Source organism: Enterobacter sp. RHBSTW-00318 (genome assembly GCF_014101375.1).
In the GTDB taxonomy this organism is placed as follows: Bacteria; Pseudomonadota; Gammaproteobacteria; order Enterobacterales; family Enterobacteriaceae; genus Enterobacter; species Enterobacter ludwigii.
Map to the genome: position 1 here is coordinate 2,162,247 of NZ_JABXQH010000001.1, position 18,273 is coordinate 2,180,519.

Consider the following 18,273-nt stretch of genomic DNA (forward strand, 5'->3'; position numbering starts at 1 on the left):
AACCCGCTTAACGCGGGTTTTTTTATATCTTCAGATTGCCGGTGGCGTAAACAGCGCCGAGTAGTCGCGGTTACAGATGCGCTGTACCGCTGGGTGTTGAATCATCCTTTCTGCAAATATCGCGTGATACTCCTCCATCACGTTATCGACCCGGCCAATCTCCGTAATCTTGTTATCTGAATAGAGATCGTGCACGTACAGCGTCGGTGCAACGAAGATGGCGTTATGCGCCTCACCAAAGGCTTTCATTAGCGCAGCATCGTCAAACTCGCCGAGGATCTCCACCTTCAGTCCCTGAGAGTTAAACCAGTTCAGCAGTTTACGCCCAAGCATGGAGCGCCGGCCTGGCACCAGCAAACGACGCTCCTCCAGACAGGCAGGAAACGGTTTTTCCGGCGGCGGGTTAATGCACCAGAAGCTGACCCCGCATTCGCCAATCTTCACCGAGAACAGCCCTTCCTGCTGCGTAGAGTCGATCGGGCAGTCCGAGATAATCATATCCAGCTTATGCTGGCTCAGCTGCTCCAGCAGCATCTCGTGCGTGGACTCAAAACAGCGCAGGTGGATTTGCTCATCTTCGACCACCGCCGCATCCAGCACGCCGCTGACCAGCCGTTTTGACAACGCATCCGCCACGCCGACGTCAAAGAGCAGGTTTGACTCTTTGCGGTAGTTAACAATATCCAGCATCTCCTGGCTTAAGGTGAACATCTTATCCGCGTAGCGGAAAACCAGTTCGCCCAGCTCACTTGGCTCAATCCCACGGCCCTTGCGCTTAAAGAGCTTGCCCTGCAGCCGCTCTTCCAGCGCTTTGATTTGCCCGGTGATGGTCTGCGGCGTCAGGTAGAGCGCCTCTGCCGCCCCCACGACCGATCCCTGCTTATAGACGTGCCAGAAGTAGTAAAGGTGGTTGTAATTCAAATGAGACATCGTGTCTTCGCTCCCTGATCGTGTAGCGGGAGAAGGTGTTCTTCTCCCGGTTTCCTGTTATGCCTGAACGACCGGTCCGGACAGTTTGACCTTCAATAAGGTATAGCCAGTGACTGCGGCCAGTAACGATCCGATAAGGATACCCAGCTTCGCCCAGACGATAAGCTCAGGCGCATGGGCACCAAAAGCCAGCGTTGAGATAAAGATCGACATGGTAAACCCAATGCCGCACAGCACGCCCACCGCCATGATCTGCTTAAACGTGGTACCGTGCGGCAGTGACGCCAGCTTCAGCTTCAGCGCCAGCCAGCAGAACAGGCTAATACCCAGCGGCTTACCAATAAACAGTCCGGCAATAATGCCCAGCGGCAACATTGAGGTCAGTCCCTCAAGGGTTACCCCTTCCAGCGAAACGCCTGCATTAGCGAAAGCAAACAGCGGCAGGATCATAAAGGCGACCCACGGGTGCAGTACATGCTCCAGCTGTTTGGCAGGCGATCTCCCCTCCTGCGGCTTAAGCGGAACGAAGAAGCCGACGATGACCCCGGCGAGCGTAGCGTGCACGCCTGATTTCAGTACCGCGGTCCACAGCACCATCCCCACCAGCACGTAGATCCCGATGCGGCGCACGTTGCAAATGTTTAACAGCGCCAGTACCGCAATCGCTCCTGCGGCAACGCTCAACGACAGGATCGACAGGTCACTGGTGTAGAACAACGCAATAATGACAATCGCGCCCAGGTCATCAATGATCGCCAGCGCCATCAGGAAGATTTTCAGTGCCACCGGCACGCGGCTTCCCAGCAAGGCCAGCACACCCAGGGCAAACGCGATATCCGTTGCTGCCGGAATGGCCCAGCCATGACGCGATACCGGATCCTGCCAGGTGAACGCCAGGAAGAGCAACGCCGGAATGACCATCCCCCCGAATGCGGCAATCACCGGGAACGCGGCACGCTGACGGCTGGCAAGCGAACCCAGGACCAGCTCACGCTTAACCTCCAGTCCTACCAGCAGGAAAAACACGGCCATCAGTGCATCGTTGATCCACAGCAGCATGTTCTTGTTAATTTCCAGCGCCCCGACTTTCAGCTCGACGGGAGTTTCCAGAAACGCGTGGTAAAAGTCGCGTGTGAAACCCATATTGGCCAGCGCCATCGCGGCCGCAGCGGCAATGATCAGGATGATGCCGCCTGATGCTTCACTGCTAAAAAAACGGTGTATTAATTTCACGTAGGCTCTCTCTTACAGCAATACTTCGGTAAAACCATAATACCAGGCCAAACAGCTCGGCAAAAGCAGATTAATGTTGAGTATATATTCAGTTTTACCGAATGATAGCCATGAGGACAGCTACAAAAAGAAAAAGCCCGAAATCGCTTCCGGGCTTTTTGAGATGAACACCAGCTAACGGATCAGCGGGTCAAATCGTCGAAGAATTTTTTAACGCCATCGAAGAAGCTTTTGGAGCGCGGGCTATTTTTCTCACCCGTCGGGCCGCCAAAACTTTCCTGCAGCTCTTTCAGCAGCTGTTTCTGCTTGTCGTTCAGGCCAACCGGGGTTTCAACCACCACGCGGCACAGCAGGTCGCCCTGCGCACCACCGCGAACGGATTTAACACCTTTACCACGCATGCGGAACAGCTTGCCGGTCTGGGTTTCGCCTGGAACCTTCAGATTGACGCGACCATCAAGCGTTGGCACTTCAATTTCGCCACCGAGTGCCGCCATGGCGAAGTTGATGGGCACTTCACAGTACAGGTTGTTGCCTTCACGCTCAAAGATGGCGTGCTGCTTGACCTGAACCTGAACGTACAGATCGCCTGCCGGTGCGCCGTGCTCGCCGGCCTCACCTTCACCTGCCAGACGGATACGGTCGCCCGTGTCCACGCCTGCCGGGATTTTAACGGACAGCGTCTTGGTTTTCTCAACGCGACCATGACCGTGGCATTTTGTGCAGGGGTCTTTAATCAGCGTACCGCGACCATGACAGTGCGGACACGCCTGCTGCACGGCAAAGAAGCCCTGACGCATCTGCACCTGACCGGAACCGTGACAGGTTGGACAGGTTTGCGGCTGGGTGCCTGCTTTCGCGCCGCTGCCGTGGCAAACGTCGCACTCTTCCAGCGTCGGAATACGGATCTCTTTGGTGACGCCGCGTACGGCCTCTTCCAGCGTCAGATCCATGTTGTAGCGCAGGTCGGCGCCGCGCGCCGCGCGCTGACGGCCACGACCGCCGCCAAAAATGTCGCCGAAAACATCGCCAAAGATATCGCTGAAGTCAGCGCCGCCGCCAAAGCCGCCGCCACCGAAACCACCGCCGCCCATGCCGCCTTGTTCGAAGGCTGCGTGACCGTACTGGTCATAGGCCGCACGTTTCTGTGCATCGGTCAGGACTTCGTAGGCTTCTTTGATCTCTTTAAATTTGGCTTCAGCCTCTTTGTCACCCTGGTTGCGGTCCGGGTGGAATTTCATGGCCAGGCGCTTATACGCCTTTTTGATTTCACGCTCTTCCGCAGTTTTCGGAACGCCTAAAATCTCGTAATAGTCTTGCTTTGCCATTGGTTTTTTTAAGCCCCTTAACATGCGAGCACGGGCGTGGAGAGTTCTCCTACGCCCGTGCCGATTAATTACCCTGCATCAGGGCGATTATTTTTTGTCTTTCACTTCTTCGAACTCAGCGTCGACAACGTCGTCGTCTTTCGCGTTGTTCTGAGAAGCGTCAGCGCCAGCCTGCTGTTGGGCGTGCTGCTGCTGAGCGATTTCCATCAGCTTCTGAGAAGCCTGTGCCAGCTCCTGCATCTTCGCTTCGATATCCGCTTTGTCTTCGCCTTTCAGAGACGTTTCCAGCGCGCTCAGTGCAGCTTCGATAGCCGTTTTGTCTTCAGCTGGCAGTTTATCGCCGGCTTCTTCAACCTGCTTACGGGTGCTGTGCAGCAGATGGTCGCCCTGGTTACGGGTCTGAACCAGCTCTTCGAACTTACGGTCAGATTCCGCGTTCGCTTCTGCTTCACGAACCATTTTCTGGATCTCTTCTTCGTTCAGACCGGAAGAGGCCTTAATGGTGATCTTCTGCTCTTTACCGCTGTTTTTGTCTTTCGCGGAAACGTGCAGGATACCATCAGCATCGATATCGAAGGTTACTTCGATCTGCGGCATACCGCGTGGCGCCGGGTTGATGCCATCCAGGTTGAACTGACCCAGTGACTTGTTATCCGCCGCACGCTTACGCTCACCCTGCAGCACATGGATGGTTACTGCAGACTGGTTGTCTTCAGCAGTAGAGAACACCTGGCTGTGCTTAGTAGGGATAGTGGTGTTTTTGGTGATAAGCGCCGTCATCACACCGCCCATGGTTTCGATACCCAGAGACAGCGGGGTAACGTCCAGCAGCAGAACGTCTTTCACATCACCCGTCAACACACCACCCTGAACGGCAGCACCGATAGCCACTGCTTCGTCCGGGTTAACGTCTTTACGTGGCTCTTTACCAAAGAATTCAGCCACTTTCTTCTGAACCATTGGCATACGGGTCTGGCCACCGACGAGGATAACGTCGTTGATATCAGACACGGACAGGCCAGCATCCTGCAGAGCAACTTTCAGTGGCTCGATGGAACGGTTCACCAGGTCTTCTACCAGGCTTTCCAGTTTCGCACGGGTCACTTTAATGTTCATGTGTTTAGGACCGGTCGCGTCTGCAGTGATATACGGCAGGTTCACGTCGGTCTGCTGAGCGGAAGACAGTTCGATCTTCGCTTTCTCAGCGGCTTCTTTCAGGCGCTGCATTGCCAGCGGGTCGTTACGCAGGTCAATGCCCTGATCTTTCTTGAACTCGTCAACGAGGTAGTTGATCAGACGGGTATCGAAGTCTTCACCACCCAGGTGGGTATCACCGTTGGTTGCCAGAACTTCGAAGGTTTTTTCGCCATCAACTTCGTCGATTTCGATAATAGAGATGTCGAAAGTACCACCACCCAGGTCGTAAACCGCGATAGTACGGTTGCCAACTTCTTTATCCAGACCGTAAGCCAGTGCCGCTGCGGTTGGTTCGTTGATGATACGTTTTACTTCCAGACCTGCGATACGGCCAGCATCTTTCGTTGCCTGACGCTGAGCATCGTTGAAGTAAGCAGGAACGGTGATAACAGCTTCAGTTACCGGTTCACCCAGGTAATCTTCTGCGGTTTTCTTCATTTTTTTCAGCACTTCAGCAGAGATCTGCGGTGGTGCCGTTTTGGTGCCTTTCACATCAAGCCATGCATCGCCGTTATCTGCTGCGATGATTTTGTAAGGCATGATAGAAACGTCACGCTGAACTTCTTCGTCCTGGAAGCGGCGGCCAATCAGGCGTTTAATCGCAAACAGGGTATTTTGCGGGTTTGTCACTGCCTGACGTTTAGCCGGCTGACCAACCAGAGTTTCACCATCCTGGGTATAAGCAATGATAGAAGGCGTGGTGCGATCGCCCTCGGCGTTCTCCAGCACGCGTGCGGTAGTGCCATCCATAATCGCTACACAAGAGTTGGTAGTACCCAGGTCGATACCAATAATTTTACCCATCTAAACGTCTCCACTTAAAATTCAGTCAACATGTGGTTGTGTACCTGTAATAAGGGCAGAACGTGCTTTTTCAACTGCCCACAATTGATTTTTTTCAGGTCCACACACTGCGGTTGACTACAAGATGGGGTCGCGCCAGCGTCCATCAAGGGGGAACGGTAAAAAAAATTTTTAATTTCACCCTGATGAGATCATAGACGGCATTGATTGCGCCCATTATGATGCCGCGCCCCGTCAGGGAGAACTGACGCGGGTTTAACCATTTCACCATATTAATGATGATTTTTTTGAGGACTTATGGGCAACACTAAGTTGGCTAATCCGGCTCCGCTGGGCCTGATGGGTTTTGGCATGACCACTATCCTGCTGAACCTGCACAACATCGGGATGTTCCCGATGGATGGCATTATCCTGGCGATGGGCATTTTTTACGGCGGTATCGCGCAAATCTTCGCGGGCCTGCTGGAATATAAGAAAGGCAACACCTTCGGCTTAACCGCATTCACCTCTTATGGTTCTTTCTGGCTGACCCTGGTCGCGATCCTGCTGATGCCTAAAATGGGCCTGGCAGACGCGGCAAACGCACATTTCCTGGGCGTTTACCTTGGTCTGTGGGGCGTATTCACACTGTTTATGTTCTTCGGCACCCTGAAAGGCAACCGCGCACTGCAGTTTGTTTTCCTGAGCCTGACCGTGCTGTTCGCCCTGCTGGCGATCGGCCACCTCGTGGATAACGAAAGCATCGTGCATATTGCCGGCTGGATTGGTCTGGTGTGCGGCGCAAGCGCTATCTACCTGGCAATGGGTGAAGTGCTGAACGAGCAGTTTGACCGCACCATCCTACCGATTGGTGAAAAACACTGATCCATCTGTCGTGTCCGCTTCGCGGGCACGACATCCCTGTTTCTGCCGAAGCCAAATGCCTAACACCAGCCCCATCACCGACAGCGCGAGCACATACCAGGCGGGTGCCATCGGGGATACTCCCATCAACACCGTGACCGCAATCGGCGTCAGCCCGCCAAAGATGGCGTAAGAGACGTTATAGGAAAAAGAGATCCCGGTGAAGCGGACCTCTGGTGGAAAAGCTCGCACCATCACATACGGCACTGCACCGACAACCCCCACGCACAGCCCGACCGTACCGTAGAGCAGGAACAGCTGTTCAGGATGGCTGCCTGCCAGGTGGTAAAACGCCCAGCTCGACGCAGCCAGCAGCAGACTGCCGATGATGAAAGTCAGGCCGGCACCGATACGATCAACGGCCAGCCCCGCGGCCAGACAGCCAAAGCAGAGCATAATGGTGGCGATACTGTTTGCCTGCAACGTTACCGCCGGCGCAAAACCGTACTGCTTTTGCAGCCATACCGGAGACATCAAGATAACGACCACGATGCCCGCCGACAGCAGCCAGGTGAGCAGCATCGACACCACAACCGCGCTCCGGTGGCGCACCACCACGGCTTTTACCGGCAACTCCTGTGCCAGCGCCTTGCGCTGCTGCATCTCAAGGAAAATAGGTGTCTCCTGCAGCCAGCGGCGAAGATACATCGCCACCAGGCCAAACGCCCCGCCGAGCAGGAACGGTACGCGCCATCCCCAGTCGTGAACCGCCTGTTGCGTCATGCTGGTATTCACGATAGTGGCCACCACTGAACCGAGGAGGATACCGACAGTCAGCCCCGCCGTTAAGGTTCCACAGGCGATGCCGATGCGGCGCGCCGGCACATGCTCCGCCACAAACACCCAGGCCCCCGGCACTTCGCCGCCAATTGCCGCCCCCTGAAGAATGCGCATAAGCAACAGCAGCAGCGGAGCAACAATGCCCATTGAGGCGTAAGTGGGCAGCAGACCAATGGCCAGCGTCGGCACGGCCATCAGTAAAATGCTAAGCGTGAACATCTTCTTACGCCCGACCAGGTCACCAAAGTGGGCCATCACAATGCCACCCAGCGGTCGTGCCAGATACCCGGCGGCAAAAATGCCGAAGGTTTGCACCTGGCGCAACCACTCCGGGATATCTGCCGGGAAGAAAAGTTCCCCCACCACGGCGGCGAAGAAGACGAAGATGATGAAGTCGTAAAACTCCAGCGCACCGCCTAAGGCCGCGAGCGTGAGGGTTTTATAGTCCTGTCGATTCAGAGGTCGGGTGTTATGTGACATAGCGAACCATTTGGCTTGTATTGTGGATTTATTTTTACAGCAAACGTAAAGAAAAAATTACTATACCGTAAAACCCTTACCACGCCACCGTCGCTTCAGCTAATGTCACATATTGATTAATTTCAGGAGATTGTCTCGCGACGGGCGTTTTTCGGACGAAAAGCTGCTACCACTTTCTCATCGGTCTCCACATACGGACCGTCAAGCAACTGTATACAATACGGTACACTTGCAAAAATCCCGTGCACGATCACGCTGCCATCTTCCGCTTTCAGTCCTTCAAGCGTCTCTTTGATGGACTTCGGCTGGCCCGGCAAATTCAGAATCAATGCCTGCTTGCGGATCACCCCGACCTGACGGGAGAGGATCGCCGTCGGCACAAAGTGTAGACTGATCTGGCGCATCTGCTCACCGAAGCCAGGCATCTCACGATCGGCAACCGCCAGCGTGGCATCCGGAGTGACGTCCCGGCGCGCAGGTCCGGTGCCTCCCGTGGTCAATACCAGGTGGCAGCTCATCTCATCCACCAGCTCACAGAGTGTCTGTTCGATAATGGGCTGTTCGTCAGGGATCAGGCGGGTCTGGATCTCAAAGGGGGTTGTCAACGCACTGCCCAGCCATTCTTCCAGCGCGGGGATGCCTTTATCCTGATAAACACCGCTGGAGGCGCGGTCAGAAATCGACACTAAGCCGATGCGTAAGGTATTCATATCCATTCCATTCAAAAAAGTACTGATTAAAGGGAATGATACACGCAGAGGGGAAATTCAGACAGAGTACGAAAGAAGTAGCGTGACCGGGAACCCGGTCACGCAGAATGATTACAGCAGGTCGCCGATCATTTTTTCCAGTTTTTCCTGGTCGATAGCAAACTTACGGATACCGTCCGCCAGTTTATCTACAGCCATTGGATCCTGGTTATGCTGCCACAGGAACTCAGATTCAGTGATGCGCTCCGGACGCGCTTTCACTTCACCGGTGTAGGACAGTTTACGCTCGATAGCACCTTCGCTTTCAGCCAGCTCTTTCAGCAGTGCCGGGGCGATGGTCAGGCGGTCACAGCCAGCCAGTTCGATGATTTCACCTACGTTACGGAAGCTTGCGCCCATCACCACAGTCTCATAACCGTGCTGTTTGTAGTATTCGTAGATTTCGGTCACGGAAACGACGCCTGGATCTTCAGATGCCGCGTACTCTTTCTTATCCGTGTTGGCTTTGTACCAGTCCAGAATACGGCCAACGAATGGAGAAATCAGGTATACGCCGGCTTCCGCACATGCACGCGCCTGTGCGAAGGAGAACAGCAGCGTCAGGTTACAGTTGATACCGTCTTTTTCCAGCTGTTCAGCTGCACGAATACCCTGCCAGGTCGACGCCAGTTTGATCAGGATGCGGTCATTGCTGATGCCGGCATCGTTGTACATTTTGATCAGACGTTTTGCTTTGGCGATAGACGCTTCGGTGTCGTAGGAGAGACGTGCGTCAACTTCGGTAGAGATGCGGCCAGGAACCAGTTTCAGAATTTCCAGACCAATGTTCACGGCCAGTTTATCAGTGGCATCAACAACCTGCTGCGCGCGGTCGTTGCTCTGTGCTTTCGCCCAGGTCACTGCGTCGTCAATCAGTTTGCGATACTCAGGGATCTGTGCGGCGTTAAGGATCAGAGAAGGGTTGGTGGTGGCATCCTGCGGCTGGTACAGCTTCATTGCCGCGATATCTCCGGTGTCAGCTACGACAGTGGTGAACTGACGAAGGGAGGTCAATTTATCCGTCATGATAGTGTTTCTCTTTTAACGTGCCCTGGATAATTCACGCTACCGACAGCATGCCTGCAGCGGAAAAATGACAGGTTTACTTGTTAGGGGGATGTAACCGGTCTGCCCTGATGATAACACGACGGAGGGGTAGCGCAACCGCAGACAGTGCGCTTAGACAGAGTATGATAAACTCAGAATATTAACAGGCTGCTAAGTAACAGCATGTCCAATCAGTGGTAGCGCTTACATATTCATTTTGGCATCAACAAGAGGGACGTTAATGCCTGATTTCCTTTTCTTTATTAATGAAGTCCTTTGGGGTTCGATAATGATATACCTGCTGCTGGGTGCAGGTATTTGGTTTACGCTACGCAGCGGGTTTATCCAGTTTCGTTATATTCGCAAATTTGGCAGAAGTCTGAAAAACAGCGTCACGCCCCAGCCGGGCGGATTAACCTCTTTCCAGGCCCTCTGCACCAGCATTGCCGCACGCCTCGGCAGCGGTAATATGGCTGGGGTAGCACTGGCCATCAGCGCCGGTGGCCCGGGCGCCGTTTTCTGGATGTGGGTCACGGCGCTTATCGGGATGGCCACCTCCTTTGCCGAAAGCGCCCTCGCCCAACTCTACAAAGAAAAAGATAAAAACGGACAGTTTCGCGGCGGCCCGGCCTGGTACATGGCGCGTGGCTTAGGAATGCGCTGGATGGGCGTGCTGTTTTCGCTGTTTTTACTGCTCGCGTACGGTCTGATTTTTAATACCGTTCAGGCGAATTCTGTCGCCCATGCCTTGCGCTATGCCTTTGCGTGTCCGGAGTGGATCACCGGGCTTGTTTTAGCCCTCTGTATCCTGCTGACCATTTCGACCGGCCTAAAAGGTGTCGCCCGCCTGATGCAGTGGCTGGTGCCGGTCATGGCGCTGCTGTGGGTTGCCGCCAGCCTGTTCGTCGCCGCACGGCATATCGAGCAGGTGCCGGAAGTGATTGCAACCATCTTCAAAAGCGCATTTGGCTGGCGTGAGGCGGCATCGGGCGCACTGGGTTATACCTTCAGCCAGGCGCTGATGTCGGGCTTTCAGCGCGGAATGTTCTCCAATGAAGCCGGTATGGGATCAACGCCCAATGCCGCAGCCGCCGCCGCGTCCTGGCCGCCTCACCCGGCGGCACAAGGCATTGTTCAGATGATTGGCGTTTTTACGGACACCATTATTATCTGTTCCGCCAGCGCCATGATCCTGCTGCTGGCCGGCCCGGTACCTCACTCATCGGAAACAGCCGGCATACAACTGCTTCAGCAGGCACTGGTGAATCTGACGGGCGGCTGGGGAGCCGGGTTTGTCTCGCTCATCCTGCTGTTATTCGCCTTCAGCTCGATTGTTGTGAATTACCTCTACGCCGAAAATAACCTTATTTTCCTGAAAGTGGACTCCCGCCGTATGATCACGCTGCTGCGCCTCGGGGTGATACTGATGGTGTTAGCAGGTTCGCTGCTCAGTATGCCGCTGGTCTGGCAACTGGCGGATGTCTTTATGGCGCTCATGGCCATCACTAACCTGACGGCGATCCTGCTGCTCTCACCCGTGGTTACGCTTATCGCACGGGACTATCTTCGTCAGCGCAAACTGGGCGTACCACCGGTCTTTGATGCCTCGCGTTATCCCGACATCCAGGCGCAAATTGCGCCCGGCACCTGGGATGATTTGCCACGGCAATAACAGCTATCGATCAATTGAGGGCGATTTTTTGCTAAAGTCGCTCTAAATTTCCTGCAAGGACTGGATATGCTGATTCTGATTTCACCTGCTAAAACGCTCGATTACCAGAGCCCGCTCGCCACCGAGCGCTATACCCAGCCTGAACTGCTGGACTATTCGCAACAGCTGATTCACGTCGCGCGTAAGCTCTCTGCGCCACAAATTGCCTCGCTGATGAGCATCAGCGACAAACTGGCGGATCTTAACGCGACCCGTTTCCACGAGTGGCACCCGGACTTCACGCCAAACAACGCCCGCCAGGCGCTTCTGGCGTTTAAAGGTGATGTGTATACCGGCCTGCAGGCGGAAGATTTTAGCGAAGCCGATTTCGACTTCGCCCAGCAGCATCTGCGCATGTTGTCAGGTCTGTACGGCGTGCTGCGCCCGTTGGACCTGATGCAGCCATATCGTCTGGAGATGGGTATCCGCCTGGAAAACCCTAAAGGCAAAGATCTGTACCATTTCTGGGGTGATATCATCACCGACAAACTGAACGCTGCGCTGCATGCTCAGGGCGATAATGTGGTGATCAATCTGGCCTCCGATGAATACTACAAATCGGTGAAGCCCAAAAAGCTGGATGCGGAAATTATTAAGCCCGTTTTCCTCGATGAGAAAAACGGCAAGTTCAAGGTCATCAGCTTCTACGCCAAAAAAGCGCGTGGGTTGATGAGCCGCTACATCATTCAGAACCGCCTGACGAAGCCGGAGCAACTGACCGGCTTCAACAGCGAAGGCTACTTCTTCGATGAAGAAGCGTCAGGAAAAGGCGAACTGGTGTTTAAGCGCCACGAGCAGTAAAACAAACCCCGCCAGATGGCGGGGTTTTGCATTAATGGTGTTTCCAGTCCGGGCCAGGACGCGGGTCGTCGTGACGATCGTGATGGTGGTCATCATGATGACGATCGTGATGATCGTCATGTGGGCGCCAGTGATTATCGCGCCAGTCATAGTGAGCCTTCCACCAGTCATGGTCGCGCCAGCGGCCACCATCCCAGTAGTGACCACGATTATCCTGATCGCCAATCTGCAGTTTTACCGCAGGGACGAGGGTGATTTCAGAGGCCTGAACCGCCATCGGAGCGACCAGCATCATTGAAAGCACCAGCAGAGCAGGTTTCAGTTTAGACATAGGTGACTCCTTATTCATTTACCCGATGTGGGCCGATGTAAGGAGAATACGTGAGGAGGACGGGGGATGTTATTCTCTGCAATCCTAATCGCTAAGTGACCGCATTTATTGGGAATTTCTGCTTTTTTACTGCTATTTTCCTCCTTAATTTCTCCATAAAAAAAGCCGGGTAAGTTTCACCTTACCCGGCCTGCATAGGGTGACAGAACCGTTATCCGCGCGTCATCATCAACTTACGCAGCGCGGCGAAATCCGCGGGCAGTTCATGCGAAAGCAGCGGCAGATCCGCACGCTCGGCCAGCTCTTTTGGCAGCGGCAGCGTTTCACCCAGAATCACTTCCACGCTCTCTTTGAACTTCGCCGGATGAGCCGTTCCCAGGAACAGGCCATACTCCCCCGGATTCAGCTGATCGCGCAGCGCACGGTAGGCGATCGCCGCATGCGGTTCAGAGGTGTACCCCACCGCTTTCAGCTCACGCATGGTGGCTTTGGTGGTCTCATCCGTCACCGCGGCATAACCCAGATCGCCCAGACGCCAGACCTTACGGCGGAACAGCTCTTCCACACGCGGCCAGTTGTTCGGCTGGCTTACGTCCATCGCATTCGAAAGCGTCGCCTGCGTGGCGTTCGGCGCCCATTTACCGTCTTTCAGGAAGCGCGGCACGGTGTCGTTGGCGTTGGTGGCGGCGATAAAGCGTTTTACCGGCAGACCGAGCGATTTCGCCAGCAGGCCCGCCGTCAGGTCACCAAAGTTGCCGCTTGGTACGGAGACGACCAGCTGATTGCGCGCCTCCTGTGGCAACTGTGCAACCGCTTCGAAGTAGTAGCAGATCTGCGCCAGCAGACGGCTGATGTTAATGGAGTTCGCCGAGTTCAGACCCAGCGCCACTTTCAGCTCTTCATCATCGAAGGCCTGCTTAACCAGCGCCTGACAGGCATCGAAATCGCCGTCAATCGCCACGGTCTCAATGTTGCCCCCGAGCGTACAGAACAGTTTTTCCTGCAGCGGACTGATTTTGCCTTTCGGGTAGAGGATCACCACGCGAACGTTCTTCAGACCATAGAACGCATGGGCAACGGCCGCACCGGTATCGCCGGAGGTCGCCGTCAGAATCGTTACCGGTTTGTCGCCGCTGATGTGGGTCAGCATCTGCGCCATAAAGCGGCCACCGAAGTCTTTAAACGCCAGGGTTGGACCGTGGAACAGCTCAAGGCAGCCGACATCCGGCTCAACCTGCTTAACCGGTGCCGGGAAAGCGAACGCTGCACGCACGCGCTCTTCCAGCAGCTCCTGCGGGATTTCATCGCCGATAAAGGCAGAGAGAATTTTAGTGCTGCGGGTGACAAAGTCCTGCTTCAGCAGTTCATCAATGTCGGTCAGCTGAAATTCCGGCAGGTCATGGGGGAAGAACAGCCCCTGATTTTTGCCCAGTCCCTGAGTCACCGCCTGCGCGAAGCTGACCTGCTCGTTATGATCTTTAAGGTTGTAGAGTTTCATTCGTTATCCCAGTACTCGTGCGCCAGCCGTGTCCAGACGGCAAATATGAACAAAGCCTTCCTGATTTTGCAGGTAGTGTTTAGAGAGCCAGTCCGCCACGCGCTGCGCCGTGTCTGGCTTATCGCACAGGGCGAACAGCGTCGGGCCGGAGCCGGAGATACCGCACGCCAGTGCGCCGGTATCCATTGACGCCTGTCGCGCCTCGTTAAAGCCAGGCAACAGCTTAGTGCGGTACGGCTCGGCGATAACGTCTTTCATTAATTTTGCTGCCAGCTGCGGCTGACGGGTGTAGCAGGCGTGTATAAAGCCGGCCAGATGACGTCCGTGAGCGATACAGTCCTGACGACGATACTGCGCAGGCAGGATCGCACGCGCTTCAGCGGTGGATACCTTAATGCCGGGATAGGCCAGCACCCACAACCACTCATCAAACCCTGGCACCTGCTGGCTGATGATGCCATTTTCTTCAATCATCAGCTGCATACCACCGAGGAAGCAGGGGGCAACGTTGTCATAATGAATGCTGCCGGAGATGCGCCCTTCCAGCTCGCCCATTAACCCGAGCAGACGGTTATTATTCAGCGGCTTGCCGCAGTGCTCATTCATGGCCACCAGTCCGGCGACCACGGAGCAGGCGCTGGAACCCAGGCCAGAGCCAATCGGCATACTTTTCTCCAGCGTCATGGCGACCGGCACATTTTTGCCGATCTCCTGACAGAACCGCTCCCAGCACTGATAAACGATATTCTCGCGCGGGTCTGTCGGCAGTTTGCTGGCGAAGCGGCCCACGTTATTCAGGCTAAAGCTCTCTGCCGCTTCAACCGTTACCGTATCGCCCAGCAGCGAACCATCCACCGGCGTCACCGCCGCACCCAGCACATCAAATCCGACGCTCATATTGGCGCTGGAAGCCGGGGCATAAACTTTCACCATGTTAAACTCCTAACTTCCATGACAGGGTACGCAGCAAATCGGCAAATACACCCGCCGCGGTAACATCATTCCCTGCGCCATAGCCGCGAAGCACCAGCGGCAGTGGCTGATAATAGTGGCTGTAAAACGCGAGGGCGTTTTCGCCGTTTTTTACTTTGAACAGCGGGTCGTTGCCATCCACTTCAGCAATCTTCACGCGGCACATACCATCGTCTTCAATATTGCCAACATAGCGCAATACCTTACCTTCATCACGGGCTTTCGCAACGCGTGCGGCAAAGGCGTCGTCTAGCTGCGCTAAATTGGCCATAAAGGTGTTCACGTCACCGCTGTCGTCAAACCCGGCAGGCAGAACAGGCTCAATCACGATATCGGAAAGCTCCAGCTCACGGCCCGTTTCACGCACCAGTATGAGCAACTTACGCGCCACATCCATACCGGAGAGATCGTCTCGCGGATCCGGCTCGGTGTACCCCAGTTCACGCGCGGCACGGGTCGCTTCCGACAGGCTCATGCCCTCATCCAGCTTGCCGAAGATAAACGACAGCGAGCCGGAAAGAATGCCGGAGAAACGCTGCAGTTCATCCCCCGCGTTCAGCAGGTTTTGCAGGTTCTCGATCACCGGCAGGCCCGCGCCCACGTTGGTGTCGTAGAGGAACTTACGCCGTGACTTGCTCGCCGCCAGACGCAGCTGGTGATAGTAATCCATCGACGAGGTGTTGGCCTTTTTGTTTGGCGTCACCACGTGGAAACCTTCGCGCAGGAAATCGGCGTACTGATCGGCCACCGCCTGGTTCGAGGTACAATCGACAATGACCGGGTTAAGCAGGTGATACTCTTTCACCAGACGGATTAACCGGCCCAGATTAAAGGGCTCTTTGGCATCATTCAGCTCAGTCTGCCAGTTTTCCAGGTTCAGACCATGAACGTTGGTCAGCAGCGCTTTTGAGTTCGCGATACCGCACACGCGCAGATCAATGTGCTTTTTCTTCAACCACTCCTGCTGACGCTTCACCTGCTCCAGCAACGCGCCACCCACACCGCCCACGCCAATCAGGAACAGCTCAATCACCTGATCGGTGTTGAACAGCATCTGATGAACCACGCGAACGCCGGTTGTCGCATCGTCGTTGTCAACGACCACCGAGATTGAACGCTCAGATGATCCCTGGGCAATGGCCACAATGTTGATGTTGGCCCTGGCCAGCGCGGCAAAGAATTTGGCCGAGATACCGCGCAGCGTACGCATACCGTCGCCCACTACCGAGATGACTGCCAGGCGTTCCTGGATAGAAAGCGGCTCCAGCAGCTCTTCTTTCAGCTCAAGGTAAAACTCTTCTTCCAGCGCACGACGGGCGCGCAGGCAATCCCCCTGCGGTACGCAGAAGCTGATGCTGTATTCAGAAGAGGACTGAGTGATCAGCACAACCGAGATACCGTTGCGAGACATGGCCGCGAAAACGCGGGCCGCCATACCGACCATGCCTTTCATTCCCGGGCCGGAAACGCTGAACATGGCCATATTGTTCAGGTTAGAAATGCCTTTCACCGGCAGGCCGTCTTCATCGGTACTGGCACCAATCAGCGTGCCTGGCGCTTGCGGGTTACCGGTGTTTTTAATCAGGCAAGGGATCTGGAACTGGGCAATGGGAGAGATGGTGCGAGGGTGAAGAACTTTAGCGCCGAAGTAGGAAAGCTCCATCGCTTCCTGGTATGACATCGACTTCAGCAGCCTGGCGTCCGGCACCTGGCGCGGATCGCAGGTGTATACACCATCGACGTCAGTCCAGATCTCACAACAGTCGGCGCGCAAACAGGCTGCCAGCACGGCAGCAGAGTAGTCGGAGCCGTTGCGGCCCAGTACGACAAGTTCACCCTTCTCGTTTCCGGCGGTGAAGCCCGCCATCAGGATCATATGGTCAGACGGAATTTTGCTCGCGGCAATGCGACGGGTTGATTCGGCTATATCAACGGTAGACTCGAGGTAGTGACCCACTGCCAGCAGTTTTTCAACGGGATCGATAACCGACACATTGTGGCCACGCGCTTCCAGCAGGCCCGCCATGATGGCAATCGACAATTTTTCACCACGGCAGATTAACGCCGCGTTGATGCTGTCCGGGCACTGACCTAAAAGGCTGATACCGTGCAGCACGTGTTTGATTTGGGCGAACTCTTGCTCAACAAAGGATTTCAGCTGTGCGAGCGGGAAACCCGGCTGCGCCTCCGCCAGTCCCTGCAGCAGCTCAGCGAAGATACGCTCGGCGTCGCTCAAGTTCGGGAGTGCATCCTGGCCACCGATGGTCTTTTCAATCATCGCCACCAGGTGGTTGGTGATTTTTGCCGGGGCAGAGAGCACGGTCGCGACCTGCCCCTGCCTGGCGTTGCTCTCCAGGATATCGGCAACACGCAGAAAACGTTCTGCATTTGCCACTGATGTACCGCCGAACTTCAACACTCGCATGGTTCTACCTCGTTTCCTTTAGCCGAAAAAAAAGCCCGCACTGTTTGGGTGCGGGCTTTTTTCTGTTTTTCCTGTACGCGTCAGCCCGCATCATTTCCTGTGGTAATGATGATGGTTGTTGTAATGGTGGTGATGCTGATGCGTTTCATGGATGTTGTGTACTCTGTCATTATTATCTGTCTGTGCTGTATTCTTTTAGGGTTAAAGGATTGGGCACCTTAAGTCAATGAATTTTTAATTTGATCACAATTCGGGACGCTCTCACGTCCCGCTGCTTGCAGATTTATTTTCATCCGATTCCCCCAGACGCACCCCACCCAGACAGACGGATACGCCATAGTAAAAAATTATGACAGCATTTTACTCGGCTAATTTTTTTTCAATATCATGCAGCAAACGGTGCAACATTGCCGTGTCTCGCTGCTCAAGGCGCCCAAGTCGCTGATGCAGCCAGTCCGCCATTTTTTGATCTTCCGCGACACCGAGTTGTAATAACAGATGGTCAACGCGAGCGCGCAGCGCGGCCAGCTGGTTTTCATCTGCCCCTTCAGCCTGGGGTTGAGGAATTTGTATTAGGGAGGCTAATTGATAGCAATACACCATTACCGCCTGGCCTAAATTCAGCGACGGATAATCCGCCACCATCGGCGCACCGGTCAGGACGTCCGCCAACGCCAGCTCCTCGTTCGTCAGACCGGAATCTTCCCGCCCGAAGACCAGCGCGGCCTTCGTCAGCCACTGGCTTTTTTCCGTTAACATCGGCACCAGTTCCGCCGGCGTGGCGTAATAGTGGAACTTTGCCCGGCTGCGTGCCGTGGTCGCCACGGTAAAAGAAATGTCGTGCAGCGCAGCGGCGAGCGTGTCGTAAGTGGTTATATTATCGAGAATATCCCCTGAACCGTGCGCCACCCAACGGGCCGCGGGCTCGAGGTGCGCCTGGCTGTCCACGATGCGAAGATCGGTAAACCCCATGGTCTTCATGGCACGCGCCGCAGCGCCTATATTTTCGGCTCTGGCTGGAGCGACCAGTACAATCGACAGATGCATTTATGCTCTCTTTTTAATCAGTTAGCGGGTAAAAACG

16 protein-coding genes and 1 other annotated feature are annotated in these 18,273 nt (G+C 55.1%); of the genes, 3 read left to right on the forward strand and 13 right to left on the reverse strand.

Annotated elements, in window-relative coordinates; translation table 11 throughout:
- Positions 1-30: 30 nt before the first annotated feature.
- The 4 genes from nhaR to dnaK form a co-directional block, all read right to left on the reverse strand.
- A complete protein-coding gene (nhaR, locus tag HV157_RS10795; RefSeq protein ID WP_014168572.1) occupies positions 31-930 on the reverse strand; it encodes a transcriptional activator NhaR in 900 nt (299 codons plus the stop codon).
- Positions 931-987: 57 nt separating this feature from the next.
- Positions 988-2,163, reverse strand: a complete 1,176-nt coding sequence (nhaA, locus tag HV157_RS10800) for a Na+/H+ antiporter NhaA (protein WP_182268195.1) — start codon at positions 2,161-2,163, stop codon at positions 988-990.
- Positions 2,164-2,345: 182 nt separating this feature from the next.
- Positions 2,346-3,491, reverse strand: coding sequence for a molecular chaperone DnaJ (gene dnaJ, locus HV157_RS10805; RefSeq protein ID WP_020882543.1), 1,146 nt, complete (start codon positions 3,489-3,491; stop codon positions 2,346-2,348).
- Between the two features lie 87 nt (positions 3,492-3,578).
- A complete protein-coding gene (dnaK, locus tag HV157_RS10810) occupies positions 3,579-5,492 on the reverse strand; it encodes a molecular chaperone DnaK (RefSeq protein ID WP_014168568.1) in 1,914 nt (637 codons plus the stop codon).
- 297 nt (positions 5,493-5,789) lie between these two features.
- Here dnaK and satP point away from each other — a divergent pair, with 297 nt between their 5' ends.
- Positions 5,790-6,356 carry an acetate uptake transporter gene (satP, locus tag HV157_RS10815; protein ID WP_020882542.1) on the forward strand — a complete coding sequence of 189 codons (567 nt, stop codon included), beginning with the start codon at positions 5,790-5,792 and terminating at the stop codon, positions 6,354-6,356.
- On the opposite strand, the gene HV157_RS10820 is transcribed toward satP, so the two are convergent.
- The 3 genes from HV157_RS10820 to tal all read right to left on the reverse strand — a co-directional run bounded on the left by HV157_RS10820 (position 6,333) and on the right by tal (position 9,430).
- A complete protein-coding gene (locus tag HV157_RS10820) occupies positions 6,333-7,655 on the reverse strand; it encodes an MFS transporter (RefSeq protein ID WP_032681686.1) in 1,323 nt (440 codons plus the stop codon). The genes satP and HV157_RS10820 overlap by 24 nt on opposite strands.
- A gap of 122 nt (positions 7,656-7,777) precedes the next feature.
- Entirely contained in the window at positions 7,778-8,365 is a 588-nt protein-coding gene (gene mog, locus HV157_RS10825) for a molybdopterin adenylyltransferase (protein WP_020882540.1), read from the reverse strand.
- Between the two features lie 111 nt (positions 8,366-8,476).
- The gene (gene tal / locus HV157_RS10830; protein ID WP_014168563.1) at positions 8,477-9,430 is read right to left on the reverse strand and encodes a transaldolase; all 954 of its coding nucleotides are present in this window, start codon (positions 9,428-9,430) and stop codon (positions 8,477-8,479) included.
- Between the two features lie 262 nt (positions 9,431-9,692).
- On the opposite strand from tal, the gene HV157_RS10835 reads away from it, so the two are divergent.
- Together HV157_RS10835 and yaaA are read left to right on the forward strand one after the other, a co-directional pair.
- Positions 9,693-11,123 carry a sodium:alanine symporter family protein gene (locus HV157_RS10835; RefSeq protein WP_032681687.1) on the forward strand — a complete coding sequence of 477 codons (1,431 nt, stop codon included), beginning with the start codon at positions 9,693-9,695 and terminating at the stop codon, positions 11,121-11,123.
- A 66-nt stretch (positions 11,124-11,189) separates the two neighbouring features.
- Positions 11,190-11,963 carry a peroxide stress protein YaaA gene (gene yaaA, locus HV157_RS10840; protein WP_063156949.1) on the forward strand — a complete coding sequence of 258 codons (774 nt, stop codon included), beginning with the start codon at positions 11,190-11,192 and terminating at the stop codon, positions 11,961-11,963.
- A gap of 31 nt (positions 11,964-11,994) precedes the next feature.
- Here the strand turns inward: yaaA and HV157_RS10845 are convergent, their stop codons facing one another.
- The 6 genes from HV157_RS10845 to HV157_RS10870 form a co-directional block, all read right to left on the reverse strand.
- The gene (locus HV157_RS10845; RefSeq protein ID WP_182268194.1) at positions 11,995-12,294 is read right to left on the reverse strand and encodes a DUF2502 domain-containing protein; all 300 of its coding nucleotides are present in this window, start codon (positions 12,292-12,294) and stop codon (positions 11,995-11,997) included.
- Positions 12,295-12,505: 211 nt separating this feature from the next.
- Entirely contained in the window at positions 12,506-13,792 is a 1,287-nt protein-coding gene (gene thrC / locus HV157_RS10850; protein WP_025205477.1) for a threonine synthase, read from the reverse strand.
- Between the two features lie 3 nt (positions 13,793-13,795).
- Positions 13,796-14,725 (reverse strand): homoserine kinase, encoded by a 930-nt coding sequence (thrB, locus tag HV157_RS10855; protein WP_014168558.1) that lies wholly within the window; start codon positions 14,723-14,725, stop codon positions 13,796-13,798.
- Between the two features lies 1 nt (position 14,726).
- Positions 14,727-17,189: a bifunctional aspartate kinase/homoserine dehydrogenase I gene (gene thrA / locus HV157_RS10860; RefSeq protein ID WP_032679597.1), complete on the reverse strand. Its 2,463-nt coding sequence runs from the start codon at positions 17,187-17,189 to the stop codon at positions 14,727-14,729.
- A 24-nt stretch (positions 17,190-17,213) separates the two neighbouring features.
- Positions 17,214-17,331, reverse strand: a sequence feature (Thr leader region).
- Complete coding sequence (gene thrL / locus HV157_RS10865) at positions 17,270-17,338, reverse strand: thr operon leader peptide (protein ID WP_015572623.1); 69 nt, start codon at positions 17,336-17,338, stop codon at positions 17,270-17,272. Its footprint overlaps the feature before it by 62 nt.
- A 211-nt stretch (positions 17,339-17,549) precedes the next feature.
- Entirely contained in the window at positions 17,550-18,236 is a 687-nt protein-coding gene (locus tag HV157_RS10870) for a tRNA/rRNA methyltransferase (protein ID WP_032679596.1), read from the reverse strand.
- Positions 18,237-18,273 lie beyond the last annotated feature (37 nt).

What these genes read in the sequence shown, in the direction of transcription:
- dnaJ (WP_020882543.1), bottom strand. Translation starts at nt 3,491, where the DNA reads ATGGCAAAGCAAGACTATTACGAGATTTTAGGCGTTCCGAAAACTGCG.
- thrC (WP_025205477.1), bottom strand. Translation starts at nt 13,792, where the DNA reads ATGAAACTCTACAACCTTAAAGATCATAACGAGCAGGTCAGCTTCGCG.
- mog (WP_020882540.1), bottom strand. Translation starts at nt 8,365, where the DNA reads ATGAATACCTTACGCATCGGCTTAGTGTCGATTTCTGACCGCGCCTCC.
- HV157_RS10820 (WP_032681686.1), bottom strand. Translation starts at nt 7,655, where the DNA reads ATGTCACATAACACCCGACCTCTGAATCGACAGGACTATAAAACCCTC.
- thrA (WP_032679597.1), bottom strand. Translation starts at nt 17,189, where the DNA reads ATGCGAGTGTTGAAGTTCGGCGGTACATCAGTGGCAAATGCAGAACGT.
- thrB (WP_014168558.1), bottom strand. Translation starts at nt 14,725, where the DNA reads ATGGTGAAAGTTTATGCCCCGGCTTCCAGCGCCAATATGAGCGTCGGA.
- HV157_RS10845 (WP_182268194.1), bottom strand. Translation starts at nt 12,294, where the DNA reads ATGTCTAAACTGAAACCTGCTCTGCTGGTGCTTTCAATGATGCTGGTC.
- tal (WP_014168563.1), bottom strand. Translation starts at nt 9,430, where the DNA reads ATGACGGATAAATTGACCTCCCTTCGTCAGTTCACCACTGTCGTAGCT.
- HV157_RS10870 (WP_032679596.1), bottom strand. Translation starts at nt 18,236, where the DNA reads ATGCATCTGTCGATTGTACTGGTCGCTCCAGCCAGAGCCGAAAATATA.
- dnaK (WP_014168568.1), bottom strand. Translation starts at nt 5,492, where the DNA reads ATGGGTAAAATTATTGGTATCGACCTGGGTACTACCAACTCTTGTGTA.
- yaaA (WP_063156949.1), top strand. Translation starts at nt 11,190, where the DNA reads ATGCTGATTCTGATTTCACCTGCTAAAACGCTCGATTACCAGAGCCCG.
- HV157_RS10835 (WP_032681687.1), top strand. Translation starts at nt 9,693, where the DNA reads ATGCCTGATTTCCTTTTCTTTATTAATGAAGTCCTTTGGGGTTCGATA.
- nhaR (WP_014168572.1), bottom strand. Translation starts at nt 930, where the DNA reads ATGTCTCATTTGAATTACAACCACCTTTACTACTTCTGGCACGTCTAT.
- satP (WP_020882542.1), top strand. Translation starts at nt 5,790, where the DNA reads ATGGGCAACACTAAGTTGGCTAATCCGGCTCCGCTGGGCCTGATGGGT.